Origin of the sequence: Rhodobacter xanthinilyticus (genome assembly GCF_001856665.1) — a bacterium.
Classification (GTDB): domain Bacteria; phylum Pseudomonadota; class Alphaproteobacteria; order Rhodobacterales; family Rhodobacteraceae; genus Rhodobacter; species Rhodobacter xanthinilyticus.
Map to the genome: position 1 here is coordinate 536,027 of NZ_CP017781.1, position 20,902 is coordinate 556,928.

General features: G+C 69.9%; 20 protein-coding genes. 11 read left to right on the plus strand and 9 right to left on the minus strand.

What is annotated here, in order from left to right; all coding sequences use genetic code 11:
* Nucleotides 1-29: 29 nt before the first annotated feature.
* Entirely contained in the window at nt 30-1,073 is a 1,044-nt protein-coding gene (locus tag LPB142_RS02640; protein WP_068766177.1) for an NAD(P)/FAD-dependent oxidoreductase, read from the plus strand.
* Between the two features lie 55 nt (nt 1,074-1,128).
* Nucleotides 1,129-1,575 carry a DUF805 domain-containing protein gene (locus LPB142_RS02645; RefSeq protein WP_068766176.1) on the plus strand — a complete coding sequence of 149 codons (447 nt, stop codon included), beginning with the start codon at nt 1,129-1,131 and terminating at the stop codon, nt 1,573-1,575.
* A gap of 103 nt (nt 1,576-1,678) precedes the next feature.
* On the opposite strand, the gene LPB142_RS02650 is transcribed toward LPB142_RS02645, so the two are convergent.
* From LPB142_RS02650 to LPB142_RS02660, 3 genes are all read right to left on the minus strand, one after another.
* A complete protein-coding gene (locus LPB142_RS02650; protein ID WP_071165431.1) occupies nt 1,679-3,049 on the minus strand; it encodes a glutamate--cysteine ligase in 1,371 nt (456 codons plus the stop codon).
* A 69-nt stretch (nt 3,050-3,118) separates the two neighbouring features.
* The gene (locus LPB142_RS02655; RefSeq protein WP_071167095.1) at nt 3,119-3,613 is read right to left on the minus strand and encodes a hypothetical protein; all 495 of its coding nucleotides are present in this window, start codon (nt 3,611-3,613) and stop codon (nt 3,119-3,121) included.
* Nucleotides 3,610-4,344, minus strand: coding sequence for a 16S rRNA (uracil(1498)-N(3))-methyltransferase (locus tag LPB142_RS02660; protein WP_071165432.1), 735 nt, complete (start codon nt 4,342-4,344; stop codon nt 3,610-3,612). Before LPB142_RS02660 ends, LPB142_RS02655 begins: the two co-directional genes overlap by 4 nt.
* A 12-nt stretch (nt 4,345-4,356) precedes the next feature.
* On the opposite strand from LPB142_RS02660, the gene ubiA reads away from it, so the two are divergent.
* The 3 genes from ubiA (at nt 4,357) to LPB142_RS02675 (ending at nt 7,939) form a co-directional block, all read left to right on the plus strand.
* Nucleotides 4,357-5,322 (plus strand): 4-hydroxybenzoate octaprenyltransferase, encoded by a 966-nt coding sequence (gene ubiA, locus LPB142_RS02665; RefSeq protein ID WP_071165433.1) that lies wholly within the window; start codon nt 4,357-4,359, stop codon nt 5,320-5,322.
* Nucleotides 5,323-5,383: 61 nt separating this feature from the next.
* Complete coding sequence (locus LPB142_RS02670) at nt 5,384-7,591, plus strand: OmpA family protein (protein WP_071165434.1); 2,208 nt, start codon at nt 5,384-5,386, stop codon at nt 7,589-7,591.
* Between the two features lie 18 nt (nt 7,592-7,609).
* Entirely contained in the window at nt 7,610-7,939 is a 330-nt protein-coding gene (locus LPB142_RS02675) for a hypothetical protein (protein WP_068766171.1), read from the plus strand.
* A gap of 7 nt (nt 7,940-7,946) precedes the next feature.
* Here the strand turns inward: LPB142_RS02675 and LPB142_RS02680 are convergent, their stop codons facing one another.
* The 6 genes from LPB142_RS02680 to LPB142_RS02705 form a co-directional block, all read right to left on the minus strand.
* On the minus strand, nt 7,947-8,168 hold the full coding sequence (locus LPB142_RS02680) for a formate dehydrogenase subunit delta (protein ID WP_068766170.1): 222 nt from the start codon (nt 8,166-8,168) through the stop codon (nt 7,947-7,949).
* The gene (gene fdhD / locus LPB142_RS02685) at nt 8,165-8,923 is read right to left on the minus strand and encodes a formate dehydrogenase accessory sulfurtransferase FdhD (protein ID WP_071165435.1); all 759 of its coding nucleotides are present in this window, start codon (nt 8,921-8,923) and stop codon (nt 8,165-8,167) included. Before fdhD ends, LPB142_RS02680 begins: the two co-directional genes overlap by 4 nt.
* Complete coding sequence (gene fdhF / locus LPB142_RS02690; protein ID WP_071165436.1) at nt 8,920-11,784, minus strand: formate dehydrogenase subunit alpha; 2,865 nt, start codon at nt 11,782-11,784, stop codon at nt 8,920-8,922. Before fdhF ends, fdhD begins: the two co-directional genes overlap by 4 nt.
* Complete coding sequence (locus LPB142_RS02695; protein WP_071165437.1) at nt 11,781-13,307, minus strand: formate dehydrogenase beta subunit; 1,527 nt, start codon at nt 13,305-13,307, stop codon at nt 11,781-11,783. Before LPB142_RS02695 ends, fdhF begins: the two co-directional genes overlap by 4 nt.
* A complete protein-coding gene (locus tag LPB142_RS02700; RefSeq protein ID WP_068766166.1) occupies nt 13,304-13,756 on the minus strand; it encodes an NAD(P)H-dependent oxidoreductase subunit E in 453 nt (150 codons plus the stop codon). Before LPB142_RS02700 ends, LPB142_RS02695 begins: the two co-directional genes overlap by 4 nt.
* Nucleotides 13,757-13,843: 87 nt before the next feature.
* Nucleotides 13,844-14,716: a LysR family transcriptional regulator gene (locus LPB142_RS02705; RefSeq protein WP_071165438.1), complete on the minus strand. Its 873-nt coding sequence runs from the start codon at nt 14,714-14,716 to the stop codon at nt 13,844-13,846.
* A 96-nt stretch (nt 14,717-14,812) separates the two neighbouring features.
* On the opposite strand from LPB142_RS02705, the gene LPB142_RS02710 reads away from it, so the two are divergent.
* The 6 genes from LPB142_RS02710 to LPB142_RS02735 all read left to right on the plus strand — a co-directional run bounded on the left by LPB142_RS02710 (nt 14,813) and on the right by LPB142_RS02735 (nt 20,858).
* The gene (locus LPB142_RS02710) at nt 14,813-15,646 is read left to right on the plus strand and encodes a S49 family peptidase (RefSeq protein WP_232230955.1); all 834 of its coding nucleotides are present in this window, start codon (nt 14,813-14,815) and stop codon (nt 15,644-15,646) included.
* Nucleotides 15,647-15,826 carry a hypothetical protein gene (locus LPB142_RS02715; RefSeq protein ID WP_071165439.1) on the plus strand — a complete coding sequence of 60 codons (180 nt, stop codon included), beginning with the start codon at nt 15,647-15,649 and terminating at the stop codon, nt 15,824-15,826.
* The gene (locus LPB142_RS02720; protein WP_071165440.1) at nt 15,827-16,780 is read left to right on the plus strand and encodes a calcium/sodium antiporter; all 954 of its coding nucleotides are present in this window, start codon (nt 15,827-15,829) and stop codon (nt 16,778-16,780) included. It begins immediately after the preceding gene.
* Between the two features lie 10 nt (nt 16,781-16,790).
* Nucleotides 16,791-17,567, plus strand: coding sequence for an SDR family oxidoreductase (locus tag LPB142_RS02725; RefSeq protein ID WP_071165441.1), 777 nt, complete (start codon nt 16,791-16,793; stop codon nt 17,565-17,567).
* A gap of 330 nt (nt 17,568-17,897) precedes the next feature.
* Nucleotides 17,898-19,772 (plus strand): excinuclease ABC subunit UvrC, encoded by a 1,875-nt coding sequence (uvrC, locus tag LPB142_RS02730; RefSeq protein WP_071167097.1) that lies wholly within the window; start codon nt 17,898-17,900, stop codon nt 19,770-19,772.
* Nucleotides 19,773-19,805: 33 nt separating this feature from the next.
* On the plus strand, nt 19,806-20,858 hold the full coding sequence (locus LPB142_RS02735) for a lysine-2,3-aminomutase-like protein (protein ID WP_071165442.1): 1,053 nt from the start codon (nt 19,806-19,808) through the stop codon (nt 20,856-20,858).
* Nucleotides 20,859-20,902: the final 44 nt, after the last annotated feature.

Here is a 20,902-nt window from a genome sequence, read left to right on the forward strand (position 1 = left end):
CGCGCGGAGAGTGACGAAAGGGCGGGGGAATGGCAAGGGGCGAATGGGTGAGCCTGCGCGGCGCCGGGGTCTTCGGGCTGGCCTGCGCGTTCGAGCTGGCGCGGCGGGGGCTGCGGGTGCGGGTGATCGAGGCGGCGCGGGTCGGCGCGGGGGCCTCGGGGGGCACGGTGGGCGCGCTCGCGCCGCATGTGCCCGAGCATTGGAACCCGAAGAAACAGTTCCAGCTCGAGAGCCTGCTGATGGCCGAGGCGTTCTGGGCGGAGGTGGCGCAGGTGGGCGGGCGCGACCCGGGCTATGCGCGGCTCGGCCGGATCCAGCCGCTCGCCGATGCGGCGGCGGTGGCGCGCGCGCGCGAACGCGCGGCGGGCGCCGAGGCGCATTGGGCGGGGGCGGCGCGCTGGCGCGTGGCGCGGGCGGAGGAATTCGCCTTCGCGCCGCTCTCGCCCACCGGGCTTGTGGTGCATGATACGCTCACCGCCCGCGCCAGCCCCCGCGCGGCCGGCGCCGCGCTGGCCGCCGCGATCACCGCGCTCGGCGGCGAGATCGTGATCGGCGCGGGCGAGGAGATCGGCCCGGTCATCCATGCGACCGGCTGGCAGGGGCTCGCCGAGCTTTCCGCGGCGTTTGGCAAACCGCTCGGCACCGGGGTGAAGGGGCAATCGGCGCTCCTGCGCCATGATGCGGGCGCGGTGCCGCAGATCTATGCCGAGAGCGTCCATATCGTGCCCCATGCCGATGGCACGGTGGCGATCGGCTCAACCTCGGAGCGCGACTTCGACGCGCCGGGCACCCCGGACGAGCAGCTCGACACGCTCATCGAGAAAGCCCGCGCGCTCTGCCCGGCGCTGGCGGGGGCCGAGGTGGTCGACCGCTGGGCCGGCGTGCGCCCGCGTGCGCGCAGCCGCGCGCCGATGCTCGGCCCCTGGCCGGGCCGCCCGGGCCATTTCATCGCCAATGGCGGCTTCAAGATCGGCTTTGGCATGGCGCCGAAGGTCGCGCAGGTGATGGCTGATCTCGTCCTCGAGGGGCGCGACACGATCCCCGAGGGCTTCCGCGTCGAAGATAATCTCTGAGCTTGCATCGCGGCGCGCGCGGCCCCACCTTTGCAGCATAACCCCGGAGGGACAGATGGATTTTCAAACCGCCGTTCGCACTTGCCTGAAGAAATACGTCACCTTCTCTGGCCGCGCCACGCGGTCGGAATATTGGTGGTTCGTGCTCTTCGGGCTGCTTGGCCAGATCGTGTTTGGCGTGATCGACAACATGCTCTTCCACACCGGCCGCGCGATGCAGGGCCCGGGCTTTTTCAGCTACAGCCAGGATGGCGGGCCGCTCGGGGCGCTCTTTTCGCTCGCGATCTTCCTGCCGATGCTGTCGGTCGGGGTGCGCCGGCTGCATGATCTCGACAAATCGGGCTGGTGGCTCTTGATCAGCTTTCTGCCGCTGGTGGGCTTTCTCGTGCTGCTGTACTTCTTCGTGCAGCCCTCGCAGCCGGGCGCAAACCGCTTTGGCGGGCGCGCCACCCCCACCAACCCCTGGGGCCCGAGCGAGACCCCGCCGCCGGGCCTGTCCTGAGCGCAGGATTTGCGTATTTTCGCCAAGAAGAAACGGAAAGGGCGCGCCCCTCCCTTCTTCTTGGTCCAAATACGCATGACCCGGCCGGGGCCGGGCGCGCGGCTCAGTAGCTGTACTCCGCGTAGATCCGGCTCAGATCGCCGCCCCAATCGCCGTGATAGCGCGCCAGAAGCTCATCGGCCGGCACCTGCCCCGTCGCGATCGATTCCTCGAGCGCATTGAGGAAATGGCTCTCGTCGGGGATCAGCCCATCCGCCCCGGGGCGCGCGCGCGCCTTCAGCCCGGCCTGCGAGATCGCCACCACCTCGCGCGCGAGATCATGCATCTTGATCCCGGCGAATTCGCCCTGCAGCGCGTCTTTCGAGGCCGCGCGGCGCAGGCCCTCGCGGGTCTCGTCATCCCAGCCCTTGACCAGATCCCAGGCCGCATCGAGCGCGCCCTGATCATACATGAGCCCGACCCAGAACGCCGGCAGCGCACAGAGCCGCCGCCACGGCCCGCCATCGGCGCCGCGCATCTCGATATATTTCTTCGAGCGCGCCTCGGGGAAGACGGTGGTCAGATGGTCGGCCCAATCCGAGAGCGTCGGCTTCTCGCCGGGTAGCGCGGGCAGCTCGCCCTTCAGGAAATCGCGGAAGCTCTGGCCGAGCGCGTTGATATATTTGCCGTCACGATAGACGAAATACATCGGCACATCGAGGACGTAATCGACATAGGCCTCATAGCCCGCGCCGTCGTCGAACATGAAGGGCAGCATCCCGGTGCGCGCGGCATCGAGGTTTTGCCAGACATGCGCGCGCCAGGATTTGTAGCCATTGGGCTTGCCATCGAGGAAGGGCGAATTGGCGAAGAGCGCGGTGGCGACGGGTTGCAGCGCGAGCGCCACGCGCATCTTCTGCACCATATCCGCCTCGGAGGCGAAATCGAGGTTCACCTGCACGGTGCAGGTCCGATACATCATCGTCTTGCCCATCGTGCCGACGCGGTCCATGTAATCGGTCATCAGCCGGTAGCGGCCCTTCGGCATCATCGGCATCTCGCCCGCGCCCCAGATCGGCGCCGCGCCGAGCCCGATGAACCGCGCGCCGATCCGGTCGGCGATCTGATGGACCTCGCGCAGGTGCTCGCCCACCTCGCGGCAGGTGTCATGGATCGTCTCCAGAGGCGCGCCGGAGAGCTCGAGCTGGCCGCCCGGTTCGAGGCTGACATTGGCGCCGTCCTTGGTCAGGCCGATGATCTTGCCGCCCTCGAGCACCTCCTCCCAGCCAAAGGCATCGCGCAGCCCCTCGAGCATGGCGCGCACCGAGCGCTCCCCCTCATAGGGCAGCGGCGCCTTGGTATCGGCGAGATAGCCGAATTTCTCGTGCTCGGTCCCGATCCGCCAGGCCTCGCGCGGCTTCTCGCCCGAGGCGAGGAATTCGGCGAGCTGCTCGAAGCGCTCGATCGGGCCACCGCCCTGCTGAGGAATGGACATGGGCTCGCCTTTCTTGTGGAACCGGGAGGAAGAGGTGGCGCTAACGCGGGGCCGAGTCAAGGCGTTGCATCACGGCCGCCGCCACAGGCTCTGTGCGGCCACGCGCCGATCGAGCGCGGCGGTGAGCGCGCCCATGTCGATGCCGGGCAGGCTGGCGAAAGCATCATAGAGCTTTTCCGAGCCGGTCGCGGCCACCGGGATCAACACCGCCTCGCCGGTTGCGCTCTTCAGCCGCCAGTAATGCGCGCCGCGCAGATGCAAAAGCCGGATCTCGGAGAGGTCTTCGAGCGCGATATAGCCGCCAAGCCCCTGACCCGCGCCATAATAGCCCACCCGCCCCTCATCGAGGTCGACAAGCCCCGGCGTTGCCACCGGCCGCGAAAACCGCGCCCGCCGCCAGGCCATCAGCCCCCAGGCCGCGCCGAGCGCCGCGAGACCGAGCCCGAGCGGGGGGAGCAGATAGCCGCCCTGCGCCGCCACCCAGAGCCCGAACACCCCGAGCCCCGCCGCCGCCAGCGTCTCGCGGTGGCGCGTGAGCCGGGCGGCGAGCTCGGGGCGGATCACCGCCAATCCCCGAGCGCGGCCTGCCACAGCGTGATCGCCGCGCAGGCCGCGGTATCGGCGCGCAGGATCCGTGGCCCGAGCGAGACCGGCGTCACAAAGGGCAGCGCCCGCAGCGCGGCGCGCTCGGCCTCGGAGAACCCGCCCTCCGGCCCGATCAAGATCGCCCAGGGCCCGGGCGCGAGCCCCGCCAGCGTCTCGGCCGGCCCCACGAGGCTCTCATCGGCCCACAGGATCCGCCGCGCCGGATCCCAGCCCGCGAGCACCTTGCGCAGCGGCTCGAGATCGGCCACCTCGGGCACATAGGTGCCCAGACATTGCTCGGCCGCCTCGAGCGCATGGGCCTGCAACCGATCCTGCCGGATCCGGCCGGCGTTGGTGAACTCGGTCGCCACCGGCAGAACCCGCGCACAGCCGAGCTCGGTCGCCTTCTCGACGATGAAATCGGTGCGCTCCTTCTTGATCGGCGCGAAGAGGAGCCACAGATCGGGCGGCGAGAGCTGCGGCGCGGCGAGGCCCAGACACAGGAGCGTGCCGCGTTTCTTGGCGGCCTCGGTGACCTCGGCGGTCCATTCGCCATCCGCCCCGTTGAACAGCGCGACCCGCGCGCCGGGCCCGAGCCGCATCACCGCGAAGAGGTAATGCGCCTGCGCCTCGTCGAGCGGCACGGTCTTTCCCTCCCCCAAAGGGTGGTCTACACAAAGTCTGATCTTGGCGCGTTCAATGAGTTCCATGAGGCGAAATCTATGACCCCGACGCAAGAAACGCCAGAGGCGCATGGCCGCGTGGCCGATGCGGTCCGCGGCAATTGGGTGGACCATTGGGCGCCGGCGTCCTGGCGGCCCTATCTGCGGCTCTCGCGCGCCGATCGGCCGATCGGGACGTGGCTCTTGCTGTTGCCCTGCTGGTGGGGGATCGCGCTTGCCGCCGCCGCCGATGCGCCGCGGCTCTCAGATCTGTGGCTCGCGCTCGCCTGCGCGGCGGGGGCGTTCTTGATGCGCGGCGCGGGCTGCACCTGGAACGACATCACCGACCGCAAGTTCGACGCCGCGGTGGCGCGCACCCGCTCGCGGCCGATCCCCTCGGGGCAGGTCACGGTGCGTCAGGCGCTCCTCTGGCTCGTCGTGCAGGTGGGGGTCTCGGCGGCGATCCTGCTCAGCTTCAACACCGCCTCGATCGTGCTTGGCGTGGTCGCGCTCTTGCCGGTCGCGGTCTATCCCTTCGCCAAACGCTTCACCTGGTGGCCGCAGGCCTTCCTCGGCATCGCCTTCAACTGGGGCGCGCTGGTCGGCTGGACGGCGCATGCCGGCTCGCTCTCGGCGGGGGCTGTGCTGCTCTACCTCTCGGGCCTCGTCTGGACGCTCTTCTACGACACGATCTACGCCCATCAGGACAAGGAAGACGACGCGCTGATCGGGGTGAAATCCACCGCGCGGCTCTTTGGCGAGGATTCGGCCCATTGGCTGACCGGGTTTCTGGTGGTCTCGGTGGGGCTGATGGCGGCGGGGGTGCTGGTGGCGCTTTTGCCCGATGCGCCGCCGCTGACGCTCGCGCTGGCCATTGCGGCGCCCTGGGCGTTTGGCTGGCATATGCTGTGGCAATTGCGCCGGCTCGACATCGACGACACCGAAACCTGCCTGCGGCTTTTCCGCGCCAACCGCGATACCGGGCTGATCGTTGCGCTGTTTCTTGCCGCCGCCGCAATCGTCTGATTGATCCACGCGGGCGCGCCGCTTAAGAGAGGGCGACCCAAACGACGGAGCCTCCGAGCTGATGCCCAAGCGCGCCACGATCCTCACCGCCGCCGCGTTCCTTGCCGCCTTCGTGCTTTCGGGGTTCATCGCGGGGGGCTCGGCGACCGTGATCGAGATGCGCACCCGCAAGGATATCCGCCTCGCGATGGAGGAAAACGGCCACGGCTGGGTCTCGGTCTATACCGACGGCTTGCAGGTGGTGTTGCAGGGCACCGCGCCCTCCGAGGCCGCGCGGTTCCGGGCGGTGACGGTGGCGAGCCGGATCGTCGATGCCGCGCGGATCCTCGACAACACCGATGTCGAGAACACCGATGCGATCGCGCCGCCGGCCTTCTCGCTCGAGGTGCTGCGCAATGATGACGGGATCTCGCTCATTGGCCTCGTGCCGAGCACGCTCGACCGCGCCGCGCTGGTCGAGGGGCTGAAAACGGTGGCGGCCGATGGCAAGGTCACCGATATGCTCGAGGCCGCCGATTACCCGGTGCCGCAGGGCTGGGAGCTCGCGATGGATTTCGCGCTCGAGACGCTGAAGACCCTGCCGCGCGCGAAGATCTCGGTCGACCCCGGCGCGGTCGCGGTTGAGGCGATCACCGACAGCCCCGCCGAGAAAGCCCGCGTCGAGACCTCTCTGGCGCGCCGCCGCCCGGCCGATCTGAAGGTGAAATTCGACATCGCCGCGCCGCGCCCGGTGATCACGCCCTTCACGCTGCGTTTCGTGATGGATGCCGAGGGCCCGCGCTTTGACGCCTGTTCGGCCGATACCGCGCGCGCCCGCGACCGGATCCTCGCCGCCGCGCGCGAGGCGGGCGCGAAGGGCACGCTCGGCTGCACGATCGGCATGGGCACGCCCTCGCCCGATTGGGGCGCCGCGAGCGCGATGGCGATCGGCGCGCTCAAGGAGCTCGGCGCGGGCACGGTGACCTTCTCGGACGCCGATATCGTGCTCTCGGCCGCCGATACGGTGGCGCCCGCGGCCTTCGACAAGGTGGTGGGCGAGCTCGAATCGAACCTGCCCGAGGTGTTCTCGCTGAAGGCCGAGCTGCAGAAGACAGAGGCCGCCGCCGGCGCCGTGCCCGAGTTCACCGCGACGCTGAGCCCCGAGGGCAAGGTCGATCTGCGCGGCCGCGTGCTCGATGCGCGCCAGCGCGATGCGGTGGAGAATTTCGCCCGCGCGCGGTTCGGCTCGGATGCGGTCTATGGCGGCACGCGGGTCGATGGCGATCTGCCGGCGGGCTGGCCCGCGCGCACGCTCGCCGGGCTCGAGGCGCTCGCGCAGCTCGAGGAGGGCAAGGTCGTGGTGCGCCCCGATCTCGTCTCGGTCGAGGGGATCAGCGGCAACAAGCAGGCCTCCGACATCATCGCGCGGATCCTCGCGCGCGGCCTTGGCGAGGCGGCGCCGATCGACCTTGCGCTGCGCTATGATGCGCGGCTCGACCCGGCGCTTTCGCTGCCCGACGGGGCGAGCTGCGTGGCGCGGCTGAACGCGGTTCTCGCCGATCACAAGATCACCTTCGAGCCCGGCTCGGCCAAGATCGCGGCCGAGGGCGAGAAGCCGGTCGAGGCGCTGGTCACGGCGATGAAGGGCTGCGAGAATTACCGCATGGAGCTCGCCGGCCATACCGACAGCCAGGGCAGCGAGGCGATGAACCAGGAGCTCTCGCAGGCGCGGGCGGCGGCAGTGCTGAGCGCGCTGCGCACGCGCCGGGTGCTGACCGGCAATATCACCGCGAAGGGCTATGGCGAGAGCCAGCCGATCGCTGATAACGGCACCGAGGAGGGTCGCGAGGCCAATCGGCGGATCGAATTCGTGCTGCTCGATGAAAAGCCGGTGGGCGAGGCCAAGCTCGAGGTTCTGCCCGCGCCGAAGCTTGCCCCCGAGGGGGTGAGCGCCTTGCAAGGCGATGATGCCGCGCTCGAGTTCGACACCGAGGATGCGGGCCCGATGGAGCAGGGCGGCACGATGGACGATGCGCCGCCGATCCCCGAGGGCGCGGCCGCCGCCGCCGAGGCGCCCGCCGAAGCGCCGGCAGAGCCCGCCGCGGAGGCCGTTGCAGAGCCCGCCACCGCGCCCACCCCGGAGCCCGCCCCGGAGACCGCGCCCGCCGATACGCCCGCGGCCGATCTGCCGCCCGAGGTTGCCGCCGCGCAGGACCCCGCGATCGAGATCCCGGTCGCACCCGCCGACACATCGCCCGCCCGCCCCAAGCCGCGCCCGGCGCGTAACTGAGCCCGACAGGAGCCGCATATGAACCGCACCGAATTCGTCATCGCCACCGCGATCATCCTGTTCGTCTTCTTCGCGCTCGGCTGGCTGGCGTCCTGGCTGATCAACCGGATGAGCCGCGTCACCCAGGCCGATATGGGCGAGCTCGAACAGATGGCGCAGGCGCTCCACGAGGCCGAGGAGACCCGCGATCAGGCGTTGATCTATTTCGAAAATCGCGAGGCCGAGCTGGTCAACCAGATCAACCAGACCGAGGCCGAGCTGCGCGCAGCGATGGACGGGCTGCGCGATGCGCGCCACGAGGCCGAAGAGCTGCGCGCCTATATCGAGCGGTTGCAGGAGAAGGGCTGAGCCCCCCTCAGCGCCGCGCGCGCAGGATCAGCGGCGCCGCCTCGCGCACCAGCGCCTTGAGCTCCGGCGCCGCGAGCGCGTCCAGAAGTTCGGCGCGCATCGGCGCGGACCAGTTGTCGTTGATATGGGCGGCCACCGCCTCGGCCCGGTCGCCGGGCTGCACCTCGAAGAAGGTCGCGATCTGATTGGCCATGCGGATCAGTTTGTCGGCTTGGGTGTCGGCGGTCATGGGGGCTCCGTGTAATCGATGAGCGCGCCCTGCGCGGGGGCGCGGGCGATGAGCCGCAGCCCGGCCGCGCGGGCCTGGGCGACGGCAAGGGCGGTGGGCGCCGATGGCGCGATCAGCGCCGCCGCGCCAAGGGTCGCCGCCTTCTGCACCAGATCGACCGACACGCGCGAGGTCATCACCAGCGCGCCCTCGGCCGCCCCGCGCCCCGCGCCCGCGAGCGCGCCGGCGAGTTTATCAAGCGCGTTGTGGCGCCCGACATCCTCGCGGATCGCGATCAGCCCCTCGGCCTCGGTCCAGAACCCCGCCGCATGCACGCCCCGCGTCGCATCTTGCAGCCGTTGCGCGGCGCGCAAGCCAGTCAGCGCCGCGGCCGCCCCGCCGGCCGAAACCCGGCCCCCCGGCGCGCGCACCGGCAAGGGCCGCAGCGCCTCGGTCAGGCTCTCGAGCCCGCACAGCCCGCAGCCCACCGGCCCCGCCATCGCCCGCCTGCGCGCCGCGAACCGCGCGCCGGGCCCCGCCGCGAGCCAGCCGCGCGCCTCGATCCCCGCCTCGCGCGCCACGATCTCGCGGCGGGTGAGCTCGGCCGGGGTCTCGATCAACCCCTCGGAGAGCGCGAACCCGAGAAGGAAATCCTCGAGATCGGCGGGCGTCGCCATCATCACCGCCTGCGTCACCCCGTCATAGACGAGCGCAACCGGGGTCTCCTCGGCCAGAACCTCGGAGCCCTCGCGCGCCGCGCCTGCGGGCAGGCTCATTCCGCCGCCTCGATCCGCCGCGCGGCCGTGGCCTGGGCGGTGTAGCGCGCCTGCCAGTCGGAGGGGCCGTTCGAGAGCCCCACCTGCACCGCGGTGACCTTGTATTCGGGGCAGTTGGTGGCCCAGTCGGAATTGTCGGTGGTCACCACATTGGCCTGCGTATCGGGGTGGTGGAAGGTCGTGTAGACAACCCCCGGCGCCACCCGGTCGGTGACGGTGGCGCGCAGGCTCGTCTCGCCCGCCCGGCTCGCCAGCCGCACCCAATCGCCCTCCTTGATCCCCCGCGTTTCCGCGTCATGGGGGTGGATCTCGAGCCGGTCCTCGCCATGCCAGAGCACGTTCTCGGTGCGCCGGGTCTGCGCGCCGACGTTATACTGGCTCAGGATCCGCCCGGTGGTCAGCAGCAGCGGGAAGCGCGGGCCGGTGCGTTCCTCGGTCGCGACATAGGCGGTGCGGATGAACCGCCCGCGGCCGCGCACGAAGCCGTCGATATGCATGATCGGCGAGCCCTCGGGCGCCGCCGCGTTGCAGGGCCATTGCACCGAGCCGCGTTCGTCGAGCATCGCATAGCTGACCCCGGCAAAGCCCGGCGTCGTCGCCGCGATCTCGGCCATGATCTCCTCGGGGTGGGTATAGGCCCAGCCCGCGCCGAGCGCATTGGCGAGCATCTGCGTCACCTCCCAATCGGCGTAGCCCGCCCGCGGGCGCATCACGCGCCGCACGCGGTTGATCCGCCGCTCGGCGTTGGTGAAGGTGCCGTCCTTCTCGAGGAAGGTCGAGCCCGGCAGGAAGACATGGGCGTAATTGGCGGTCTCGTTGAGGAAGAGATCGTGGACGATCACGCAATCCATCGCCGCGAGCCCCGCCGCGACATGGCGGGTGTCGGGGTCCGATTGCAGGATATCCTCGCCCTGGACGTAGAGCGCCTTGAAGCGCCCGCCGACCGCGGCGTCGAGCATGTTGGGGATCCGCAGCCCCGGTTCGGGGTCGAGCGTGACGCCCCAGGCCGCCTCGAAGACCGCCCGCGCGGCGGGGTCCGAGACATGGCGATAGCCCGGCAGCTCATGCGGGAAGGAGCCCATGTCGCACGAGCCCTGCACGTTATTCTGCCCGCGCAGCGGGTTCACGCCGACACCGGGGCGGCCGATATTGCCGGTCATCATCGCGAGGTTCGCGATCGCGATCACCGTGGTCGAGCCCTGGCTGTGCTCGGTCACGCCGAGGCCGTAATAGATCGAGGCATTGGGCGCCGCAGCATAGGCGCGCGCGGCCTCGCGCAGGGCCTGCGCGCTCACGCCGGTCAGCTCGGCCACCGCCTCGGGGGCATAATCGGGCGCAGAGACAAACTCGGCGTAATCCTCCCAGGCGTCTTGCTCGCACCGCTCGGCGATGAAGGCGGCATCATAGAGCTTCTCGGTCACGATCACATGCGCCATCGCGGTCAGAACGGCCACGTTGGTGCCCGGGCGCAGCGCCAGATGCCGCGCCTCGCCGCGATGTGCGGTCTCGAGCAGATCAATCCGCCGCGGGTCGATGACGATCAGCCCCGCGCCCTGCCGCAGCCGCTTGCGCAGCCGGCTCGCAAACACCGGGTGGCCGTCGGTCGGGTTCGCGCCGATCACCAGGGCGAGATCGGTTTCTTCAACCGAATCAAAATCTTGCGTGCCAGCCGAGGTGCCGAAAGTCTGCTTCAGCCCATAGCCGGTGGGCGAATGGCAGACCCGCGCGCAGGTGTCGGTGTTGTTGGTGCCGAAGACCGCGCGGGCGAGTTTCTGCACGAGGAAGGTCTCCTCGTTGGTGCAGCGCGAGGAGGTGATGACGCCGAGCGCATCCTTGCCATGCGCGGCGCGGATCGCCTCGATCCGCCCGGCGGTGAAGGCCAGCGCCTCCTCCCAGCTCACCTCGCGCCACGGCTCGGTGGTCGCCTCGCGGATCATCGGCTTCAGGATCCGGTCCTGATGCTTGGCATAGCCATAGGCGAAGCGGCCCTTCACGCAGCTATGGCCGCGGTTGGCCTTGCCGTCCTTCCAGGGCACCATCCGCACCAGCTCCTCGCCGCGCATCTGCGCCTCGAAGGAGCAGCCCACCCCGCAATAGGCGCAGGTGGTCACCACCGAGCGCTCCGGCGTGCCGATCGCCTCGACCGAGGTCTCGACCAGCGTCGCCGTCGGGCAGGCCTGCACGCAGGCGCCGCAGCTCACGCAATCGGAGGAGAGGAAATCGGGCGCCGCGGTCGAGATCCGGGCATCGAACCCGCGCCCCTCGATGGTCAGCGCGAAGGTGCCCTGCACCTCCTCGCAGGCCCGCACGCAGCGCATGCAGACGATACATTTCGCCGGGTCGTAGCTGAAATAGGGGTTCGAGGTGTCCTTGGCGATATAGAGCGGGTTCGCCTCGCCGTTCTGGCGCGGCTGGAAGTGGTTTTCGGTGCCGCTGTAGCGCACCTCGCGCAGGCCGACCGCGCCGGCCATGTCCTGCAACTCGCAATCGCCGTTGGCCGCGCAGGTCAGGCAATCGAGCGGGTGGTCGGAGATATAGAGCTCCATCACCCCGCGGCGCAGGCGGGTCAGCCCCTCGGTCTGGGTATGGACCTGCATCCCCTCATGCACGGGCGTGGTGCAAGAGGCCGGCGTGCCGCGCATGCCGTCGATCTCGACCATGCAGAGCCGGCACGAGCCGATCGGCTCGAGGCTGTCGGTTGCGCAGAGCTTCGGGATCGAGATCCCGGCCTCGGCGGCGGCGCGCATCACCGAGGTGCCCGCAGGCACCGTGACCGCCACGCCGTCGATCGTCAGCCTGACCGGCGCGCCCTTCCGCGCGGGCGTGCCCATGTCCTTGGTGGGGATGATGAAATCCTTCATTCGGCGGCCTCCCGGACGGGGGTGAATTCTTCAGGAAAATGGGCAAGCGCGGAGAGCACCGGATAGGGCGTGAAGCCGCCGAGCGCACAGAGCGAGCCGAGTTTCATCGTATGGCAGAGGTCTTCAAGGAGCGGGATCGCCGCCGCATCGCCCGCCCGCACCCGGTCGAGCGTCTCGACGCCGCGCACCGCGCCGATCCGGCAGGGCGTGCATTTGCCGCAGCTCTCGACCGCGCAGAACTCCATCGCGAAACGCGCGAGCCCGAGCATATCGGCGCCCTCGTCATGCACGACGAGCCCCGCATGGCCCACCAGCCCCTTCTGCTCGGCGAAGCTCTCGTAGCAGAACGGCAGATCGTAATCGCCGCGCGGGTGATAGGCGCCCAAGGGCCCGCCCACCTGCACCGCCTTCACCGGCCGCCCCGAGGCCGTGCCGCCGCCGATCTCCTCGACGATCTCGCCCAGCGTGATCCCGAAGCCGGTCTCGAAAAGCCCGCCAAAGCGCACATTCCCCGCGATTTGGAGAGGGATCGTCCCGCGCGAGCGGTTGATGCCGATCGCATGATAGGCCTCCGGGCCGTTCGCGAGGATCCACGGCACCGCCGCCAGCGAGAGCACGTTGTTGACCACCGTCGGGCGGCCGAGGAACCCCTCGAGCGCGGGCAGCGGCGGCTTGGCGCGCACCACGCCGCGCTTGCCCTCGAGCGAGTTGAGCAGCGAGGTCTCCTCGCCGCAGACATAGGCCCCCGCGCCCTCGCGGATCTCCATGTCGAAGGCGCGCCCCGAGCCGAGCAGGCTCTCGCCCAGCATGCCCGCCGCGCGCGCCCGCTCCACCGCCGCGCGCATCACCGCGATCGCGTCGGGGTATTCCGAGCGGATATAGACATAGCCCTGCACCGCCCCGGTCGCGAGGCCGGCGATCGCCATCCCCTCGATCAGGCAGAACGGGTCGCCCTCCATCAGCATCCGGTCGGCAAAGGAGCCCGAATCGCCCTCATCGGCGTTGCACACGATATATTTGCGCGCCGCTTTCGCATGGAGCACGGTGCGCCATTTGATCCCCGTCGGGAAACCCGCGCCGCCGCGCCCGCGCAAGCCCGAGGCCGCGACCACATCGACCACCGCCTCGGGTTGCAGCGCCAGCGCCGCGCGCAGGCCCGCGAGGCCGCCCTCGGCCTCATAGGCCGCGAGGTCGAGCGGGTCGATCCGCCCGCAGCGCGCGAAGGTCAGCCGGGTCTGGCGCTTGAAGAAGGCGATCTCCTCGACGAGGCCCTGCGCCTTCGGGTGCGCCTCGGGCGCCTCGAAAAGCGCGGGCACATCGGCAAGCGTCATCGGGCCAAAGCCGATCCGGCCCGCGGGCGTCTCGATCTCGACCAAGGGCTCGAGCCAGACCATCCCGCGCGAGCCGTTGCGCGCGATCTCGACCGCGATGCCGCGGCGCGCCGCCTCGGCGACAATCGCCGGCACCAGCGCATCCGCGCCACAGGCGCGCGCGGCCGCGTCGGAGGGAACCCAGATCTTCATGCCCGCACCTCGCCCGCCAGCGCCTGCGCCGCCGCCGCATCCAGCCGCCCGCGCGGCGCCCCATTCACCAGCGCCGCCGGCGCGCAGGCACAAAGCCCGAGGCAATAGACCGCCTCCAGCGTCACGCCGTTCTTCGTCTCGCCGAGCTTCTGGCCAAGCGCCGCCTCAAGCGCGCTTTGCGTCGCGGCGCCGCCCATCGCCTGACAGGCCTCGGCGCGGCACAGCTTGATCACATGCCGCCCCGCAGGCGCCGCGCGGAAATCGTGATAGAAGCCCACCACGCCCGCAACCTCGGCCCGGCTGAGCTTCAGCGCGGCGCCGATCGGGGCGTAAACCTCCTCGGGGACATAGCCGAACGCCGCCTGCACATCATGCAAGATCGGCAAGAGCGCGCCTTCGCGCCCGGCATGGGCTTGCAAGATCTGCGCGAGCTGCGGCTCTGGCGTCATGGCTGTCCTCCTCGGTTGGCTCATTCCCCGTTAGCGCGGCTTGATAGGCAAAGCAATTCGCGCATTCCGTCAGGTGATAGAGAAAACCTATCGCTCTGAAAGCCTGTGCGCCTGTGCGATCAGCGCCCGCAGGCTCGGCGTATGGAGCGCGCGCTGCACCACCACGAGGCCGACGGGATGCGCCGCCACCGGCGCCTCGAGCGGATGCGCGACACAGCCGGGCGGCAGCGCGAAGCCCTCGCACAGCGCCTCCGCCAGGATCGCCGCCCAATCGCCGGTGGCGAGATGGCTCAGGAGCGCGATCGTCGAATTCGACTCGACCCGCGCCGCGGCTTCGGCGCCCGCCTCGGCCAGATGCGCGTCGATCAGCTGGCGGTTCTGCATCTCGGGGGTGAGCAGGCACAAGGGCCGCGTCGCCGCCTCGGCCCAGGTCAAAGGCTCGGCGGTCGTGCCCGGCTCGACGAGGCGATAGCGCTCGGTCCAGAGCGCGATTTCCTCGAACCGCCCCGGGTCTGCGCCGCCCAGATAGGTCACGCCCGCGTCGAGCTCCTGCGCGGCGAGCCCGTGGCGGATCTCGGCCGATGAGCGCGACAGCAGGCTGACCCGCGCCGCCGGGTTGCGCGCGAGATAGGGCGCGGTCAGCCGCGCGATCCGCGGCAGCGCGGTCGGGATCACGCCGATGCGCAGATGCCCCGCCACGCCGCGGCGCGCGTCGCGCATCTCCTCCTGCATCAGCCGCGCCTCGCCGACGATCCGGCGGGCATGGTCGAGCACGCGCTGCCCCTCGGGCGTGAGCCCCTGATAGCGCGCCCCGCGCAGCACGAGCTGCACGCCGAGGCTCTCCTCGAGCGCCCGGATCGCCGAGCTCAGCGTCGGCTGCGTCACCCCATGCGCGGCGGCCGCGCGGCCAAAATGCCCCTCGCGCGCCAAAGCCATGAACATTTCGAGCTTGTCGATCATGGCGCGAGCCTAACGCGCCCCCCGCGCCCGCGCCAGAGGCGCGATTTTCCCGCCCGGGTGGTTGTTCCGCCGCGGCGCCCCGCCTACATCGGAGGCATGAAACTTGCAGACCTTCTCCGTTTCGGGCGCAAAGCCCCGCCGCGCGTGGCGATGCTGCGCCTGACCGGCACGATCGGCGCCACGCGGCCCGGCGCGCAGGGGCTCTCCGACGCGGCGCTCGCGCCGATGATCGAGCGCGCCTTCCGCAAGGGCAAACCGGCGGCGGTGGCGCTGGTGATCAACTCGCCCGGCGGCTCGCCGGTGCAATCGGCGCTGATCGCGGCGCGGATCCGGCGGCTGGCCGAGGAAACCGGCGTCAAGGTCCATGCTTTCGTCGAGGATATGGCGGCCTCGGGCGGCTATTGGCTGGCCTGCGCGGCCGATGATATCTGGGCCGATGCGAGCTCGGTCGTGGGCTCGATCGGGGTGATTTCCTCGGGCTTCGGGCTCGAGGGGCTGATCGCGCGCCACGGGATCGAGCGGCGGGTGCATACCGCGGGCGGCTCGAAGAGCTTCCTCGACCCGTTCCGCCCGGAAAAGCCCGAAGATGTCGCGCGGCTGACCCGGCTTTTGGAGGATATCCACGAGAGTTTCCGCGACCATGTGCGCGCCCGGCGCGGCGCGCGGCTGGCCGAGGGGGATCTCTTCACCGGCGAGATCTGGACGGGGCGACAGGCGCTCGCCACCGGGCTGATCGACGGGCTCGGCCATCCGGTGCCCAAGCTCAAGGAGCTTTACGGCGAGAAGGTGCGGATCGTGCCCTATGGCCTGCGCCGCCCGCTTCTGCGCCGGCTCGGCGCGAGCTTCGGCGCGGGGCTCGGGCAGGAGATCGCGGGCGCGGCGCTCGAAACTGCGGAGGAGCGCGCGCTTTGGGCGCGCTATGGGCTCTGAATGCTGATCAAGGGAATGACGCTTTTTCTGGTGGTGATGGCGGTGCTGGCGATGTTCGGCAAGCTGCGCCTGCCGGGCGGGCGGGGTGGGCGGCGCGCGATCGGGCGGGTGTGCCCGGCCTGCGGGCGCCCGAAAATCGGCGCGGGGCCATGCCCTTGCGGGAAATCCAGGGAGAGTTGAGTGCTCATTGATCTATTGAAAATCGCCGCCGGTCTGGGGCTTCTGGTCGTGGCGGGGGATTTCCTCGTGCGCGGCGCGGTGAACCTCGCGCTGCGGCTCGGGATCCCGGGGCTGATCGTCGGGCTGACGGTGGTGGCCTTCGGCACCTCGGCGCCCGAGATGATGGTCTCGGTCGCGGCGGTCCTGCGCGATCAGCCCGCGATCGCGCTGGGCAATGTGATCGGCTCGAACACCGCCAACATCCTTCTGGTGCTGGGCATTCCGGCGGTGATCGCGGCGATCCGCACCTCCGAGGCCGATGTGCGCGAGAGCTATCTGATCATGCTGGGCGCGAGTGTGCTGTTCATCGTGCTGGCCTTCATGGGCCCGATCGGCTGGACGCATGCGCTGCTCTTGCTCGGCGCGCTCGGCCTGATCCTCACCCGGCAGATCCGCCAGGCGCTCGCCCATCGTGCGGCGCGCGAGGAGGAGGAGATCGAGGGCGCCGATGCCCATATGGGCTGGGGCAAGATCTTGATGTTCCTCGCGCTCGGGCTCACCGGCCTGCCGTTTGGCGCGGATTTCCTCGTCGATGGCGCGAGCGCGATCGCGCGCGATTTCGGCATCTCCGAGGCGGTGATCGGCCTGACCCTCGTCGCCGTCGGCACCTCGCTGCCCGAGCTTGCCACCTCGATCACCGCCGCGATCAAGGGCCGCGCCGATATGGCGCTCGGCAATGTCATCGGCTCCAACATCTTCAACCTGCTGGGGATTTTGGGCGTCGCGGGGCTCGTCGGCCAGATGCCGGTGCCGCCGGTGATGCTGCGGCTCGACCTGTGGGTGATGCTCGGCGTCGCGGTGCTGATCGCGCCGTTCATCTTCTACCGCTGGCCGTTCACCCGGATGATCGGTGTGGGCTTGATCGCGATTTATGCGGCCTATGTATGGGTCTTGATGAACGGCAACGCGGTCTAAAGGAGGCATCATGGCGCGCGCATTGATCACCGGGGGCGCGAAACGGCTGGGCCGGGCGATGGCGCTCCATCTCGCCGGGCGCGGCCATGATGTCGCGATCCACTACCACGGCTCGGCCGAAGCCGCCGAGGCCACCGCCGCCGAGGCGCGTGCGTTTGGCGTGCGCGCGGTCACGCTCAGCGCGGATCTGCTCGACGAGGCGGCGACGGCGGCGCTCTTGCCCGCCGCCGCCGAGACGCTGGGCGGGCCGCTCGGGGTGCTGATCAACAACGCCTCGATCTTCGAATATGACAGCCTCGCCAGCGCCACGCGGGAGAGCTGGGACCGCCATTTCGGCTCGAACCTGCGCGCGCCCTTCGTGCTGACCCAGGCCTTCGCCGCGCAGGCGCCGCGCGCCGACCGCTCCGGCCCCGAGCCGCGCGCGACCTCGCTCGTCGTCAACATGATCGACCAGCGGGTGCTCAAACCCACCCCGGAATTCATGACCTATTCGCTGGCGAAGGCCGCGCTCTGGTCGCTGACCCGCACCGCCGCGCAGGCGCTCGCCCCGGAGATCCGCGTGAACGCGATCGGCCCGGGCCCGACGCTGCAGGGCGCGCGGCAAAGCGACAGCCATTTCGCCCGCCAGCGCGCCGCCACGATCCTCGAACGCGGCGCCGATGAGGCCGATATCTGCGCGGCGCTGGGCTATTTTCTCGACGCGCCGGCGGTCACCGGCCAGCTTCTGTGCATCGACGGCGGCCAGCATCTGGGCTGGAAAACGCCGGACGTTCTGGGCGTCGAGTAGCGCACGCTACGTCAAGGCCGCGGCAACTTGTCCACTTTGCGGGGCGCTGTAACAAACTCGTTACGAATCTCTCAATAGTTTCAGGGGTTTGCCGCGGACCCGAAATAATGCGAAGCAATTTCAACGGGTTACAAATTCGCCTAAATTTTAGGCAACCCGTGGAGCCCCCCGCGAAACAAGGCAAATTCCGTGATCGCCGGAACTTCCCAACAGAGTTATCCACAAAAACCGTGGACAGCTTTTCTCTTGAACTCGACACGCTAAGATTGCAGACCCGACCGAGAATCGACCCCGCCCATGAGCCCCTCCGATCCGCCTGACGCCGACGACATGCCCGAGCCCGCGCAAGCCATGCTGCCGCGGCTGACCGGCCATGCGCTGATCGCAGATTACGTCACCCGGCTCGATGGCTCGCCCGGCGTCTACCGGATGCTGAACGCCAATCAGGAGGTGCTCTACGTCGGCAAGGCGCGCAACCTGAAGGCGCGGGTGTCGAACTATGCGCGCCCCTCCGGCCATTCCGGGCGGATCGCGCGGATGATCTCGGAAACGCGCTACATGATGTTCCTGACGACGCGCACCGAGACCGAGGCGCTATTGCTCGAACAGAACCTGATCAAGCAGCTCAAGCCGCGCTACAACGTGCTTTTGCGCGACGACAAGAGCTTCCCCTATATCGTCATCGACAAGGGCCACGCCTTCCCCGAGATCCGCAAGCACCGCGGCGCGCGCTCGGTCAAGGGCGCCTATTTCGGGCCCTTCGCCTCGGCCGCGGCGGTCAACCGCACGCTCAACCATCTCGAGCGGGTGTTCCAGCTGCGCAATTGCTCAGATGCGATGTTCGCCTCGCGCACGCGGCCCTGCCTGCAATATCAGATCAAGCGCTGCTCGGGGCCCTGTGTGGGCAAGATCTCGGAGGCGGATTATGCGCGCACCGTGGCCGATGCGGAGCGGTTTCTCGAGGGCAAGTCGACCGCGATCCAGAAGGAGCTCGCGGCGGAGATGAGCGCGGCCTCCGAGGCGCTGGAGTTCGAGCGCGCCGCGGCGCTGCGCGACCGGATCGGGGCGCTGACGACGGTGCAGCAGGCGCAGGGCATCAACCCGCGCACGGTGGCCGAGGCCGATGTCGTGGCGGTGCATATGGAGGGCGGGCAGGCCTGTGTGCAGGTGTTCTTCATCCGCGCCCATCAAAGCTGGGGCAACCACGATTTCTACCCCAAGACCGGCTCGGGCGCCGAGGAGGCCGAGGTGCTCGAGGCGTTTCTGGGCCAGTTCTACGACACCAAGGAGCCGCCGCGGCTGATCTTGCTCAGCCATCCGATCGAGGATCTCGATCTGATGGAGGCGGCGCTGGCGGGCAAGGCGGGCCACCGGGTCGAGATCGCTCTGCCCAAGCGCGGCGAGAAGGCCGAGCTGGTCGAGAACGCCCTGCGCAACGCCCGCGAGAGCCTCGGGCGGCGGATGTCGGAGAGCGCGGCGCAGGCGCGGCTTCTGAAGGGCGTGGCCGAGGCTTTCGGTCTTGCCGGCCCGCCCGCGCGGATCGAGGTCTATGACAACTCGCATATCCAGGGCGCCCATGCGGTCGGCGGGATGATCGTCGCGGGGGCCGAGGGGTTCCTGAAAAGCCAGTATCGCAAATGGAACATCAAGGGCGAGGATCTGACGCCGGGCGATGACTTCGGGATGATGAAGGAGGTCATGACGCGGCGGTTCGGGCGGCTTTTGAAGGAGGACCCCGAGCGCAAGAGTGACGCCTGGCCCGATCTCTTGCTGATCGACGGCGGCGCGGGGCAGGTTTCGGCGGTGCAGGAGATCCTCGTCGAGATGGGGGTGAGCGGTATCCCGATGGTGGGGGTCGCCAAGGGCATCGACCGCGATCTGGGCAAGGAGGAATTCCACCGGATCGGGCAGCGGCCCTTCGCGCTGCCGCGGCAGGATCCGGTGCTCTATTACATCCAGCGGCTGCGCGACGAGGCCCACCGCTGGGCGATCGGCGCGCATCGGGCCAAGCGCGCGAAAGCGACGCTCGCCAACCCGCTCGACGAGATCCCGGGCGTGGGCGCGACCCGCAAGCGCGCGCTTCTGGCGCATTTCGGCTCGGCCAAGGCGGTCAGCCGCGCGGGGCTCACCGATCTGATGGAGGCGCCCGGGATCAGCCAGGCGATGGCCGAGACGATCTGGAACTACTTCAATGAGCGGGGTTGACGTGCGCCCCCGCGCGGCGTAGCGCGGCGCGCCATGAAGGACACCGCCCCCCTCGCGCTTACGCGCCCCGAAGAGCTGATCGCCGCCGGTCTCGCCCCCGAGACCGCGGCCGAGGATCTGCGCGCGGTGGCCGAGGGGTTCAAGATCCGCATCACCCCCGCCATGCAGGCCGCGATCACCGCGCCGGGCGATGCGGTGGCGGCGCAATTCGTGCCGACATCGGCCGAGCTCGTCACCCGCCCCGAGGAGCTGGCCGACCCGATCGGTGACGCGGTGCATGAGCCGGTGCCGGGCCTGACGCATCGCTACCCCGACCGGGTGATCTTGCACATCACCAAGACCTGCGACGTCTACTGCCGGTTCTGTTTCCGCCGCGAGACGGTGGGCGAGACCGGCCCGCTCGCCGAGCCCGCGCTCGACGGGGCGCTGGGCTATATCGCCGCGCATCCCGCGATCCGCGAGGTGATCCTGACCGGGGGGGATCCGCTGACCCTCTCGCCCCGCCGCCTCGGCGCGGTGATCGACCGGCTCTCGGCGATCGAGAGCGTCGATCTGATCCGCATCCACAGCCGGGTGCCGGTGGTCGCGCCTGAGCGGATCGACGCGGATCTGCTTGCCGCGCTCGGGCGGGCGCGGCCCGCGCTCTGGCTGGTGGTGCACACAAATCACGCGCAGGAGCTCACCGCGCCCGCGCGCGCGGCACTCGGCCGGCTCGCCGCCGCCGGCGTGCCGATGCTCTCGCAATCGGTGCTGCTCCGCGGGGTGAACGATTCGGTCGAGGCGCTCGCAGGGCTCTTCCGGGCGCTTTTGAGCCTGCGCGTCAAACCCTATTACCTGCACCATTGCGACCTCGCCCCCGGCACCTCGCAGTTCCGCACCACGATCGACGAGGGCCGCGCCTTGATGGCGGCCCTGCGCGGCCATCTGAGCGGCACCGCGCTGCCGAGCTATGTCCTCGACATTCCCGGCGGCTTCGGCAAGGCGCCGATCACCGCCGATCATTTCACCCCCGGCGCCGCCCCCGGCACCTGGCGCGTGCGCGATTGGCAGGGCCGCGTTCACGATTACATCGACCCGCCACGCTGACGCACCCCCTTTTCCTTGCGGCAGGCCGCGGGTAGGGTGCGCCT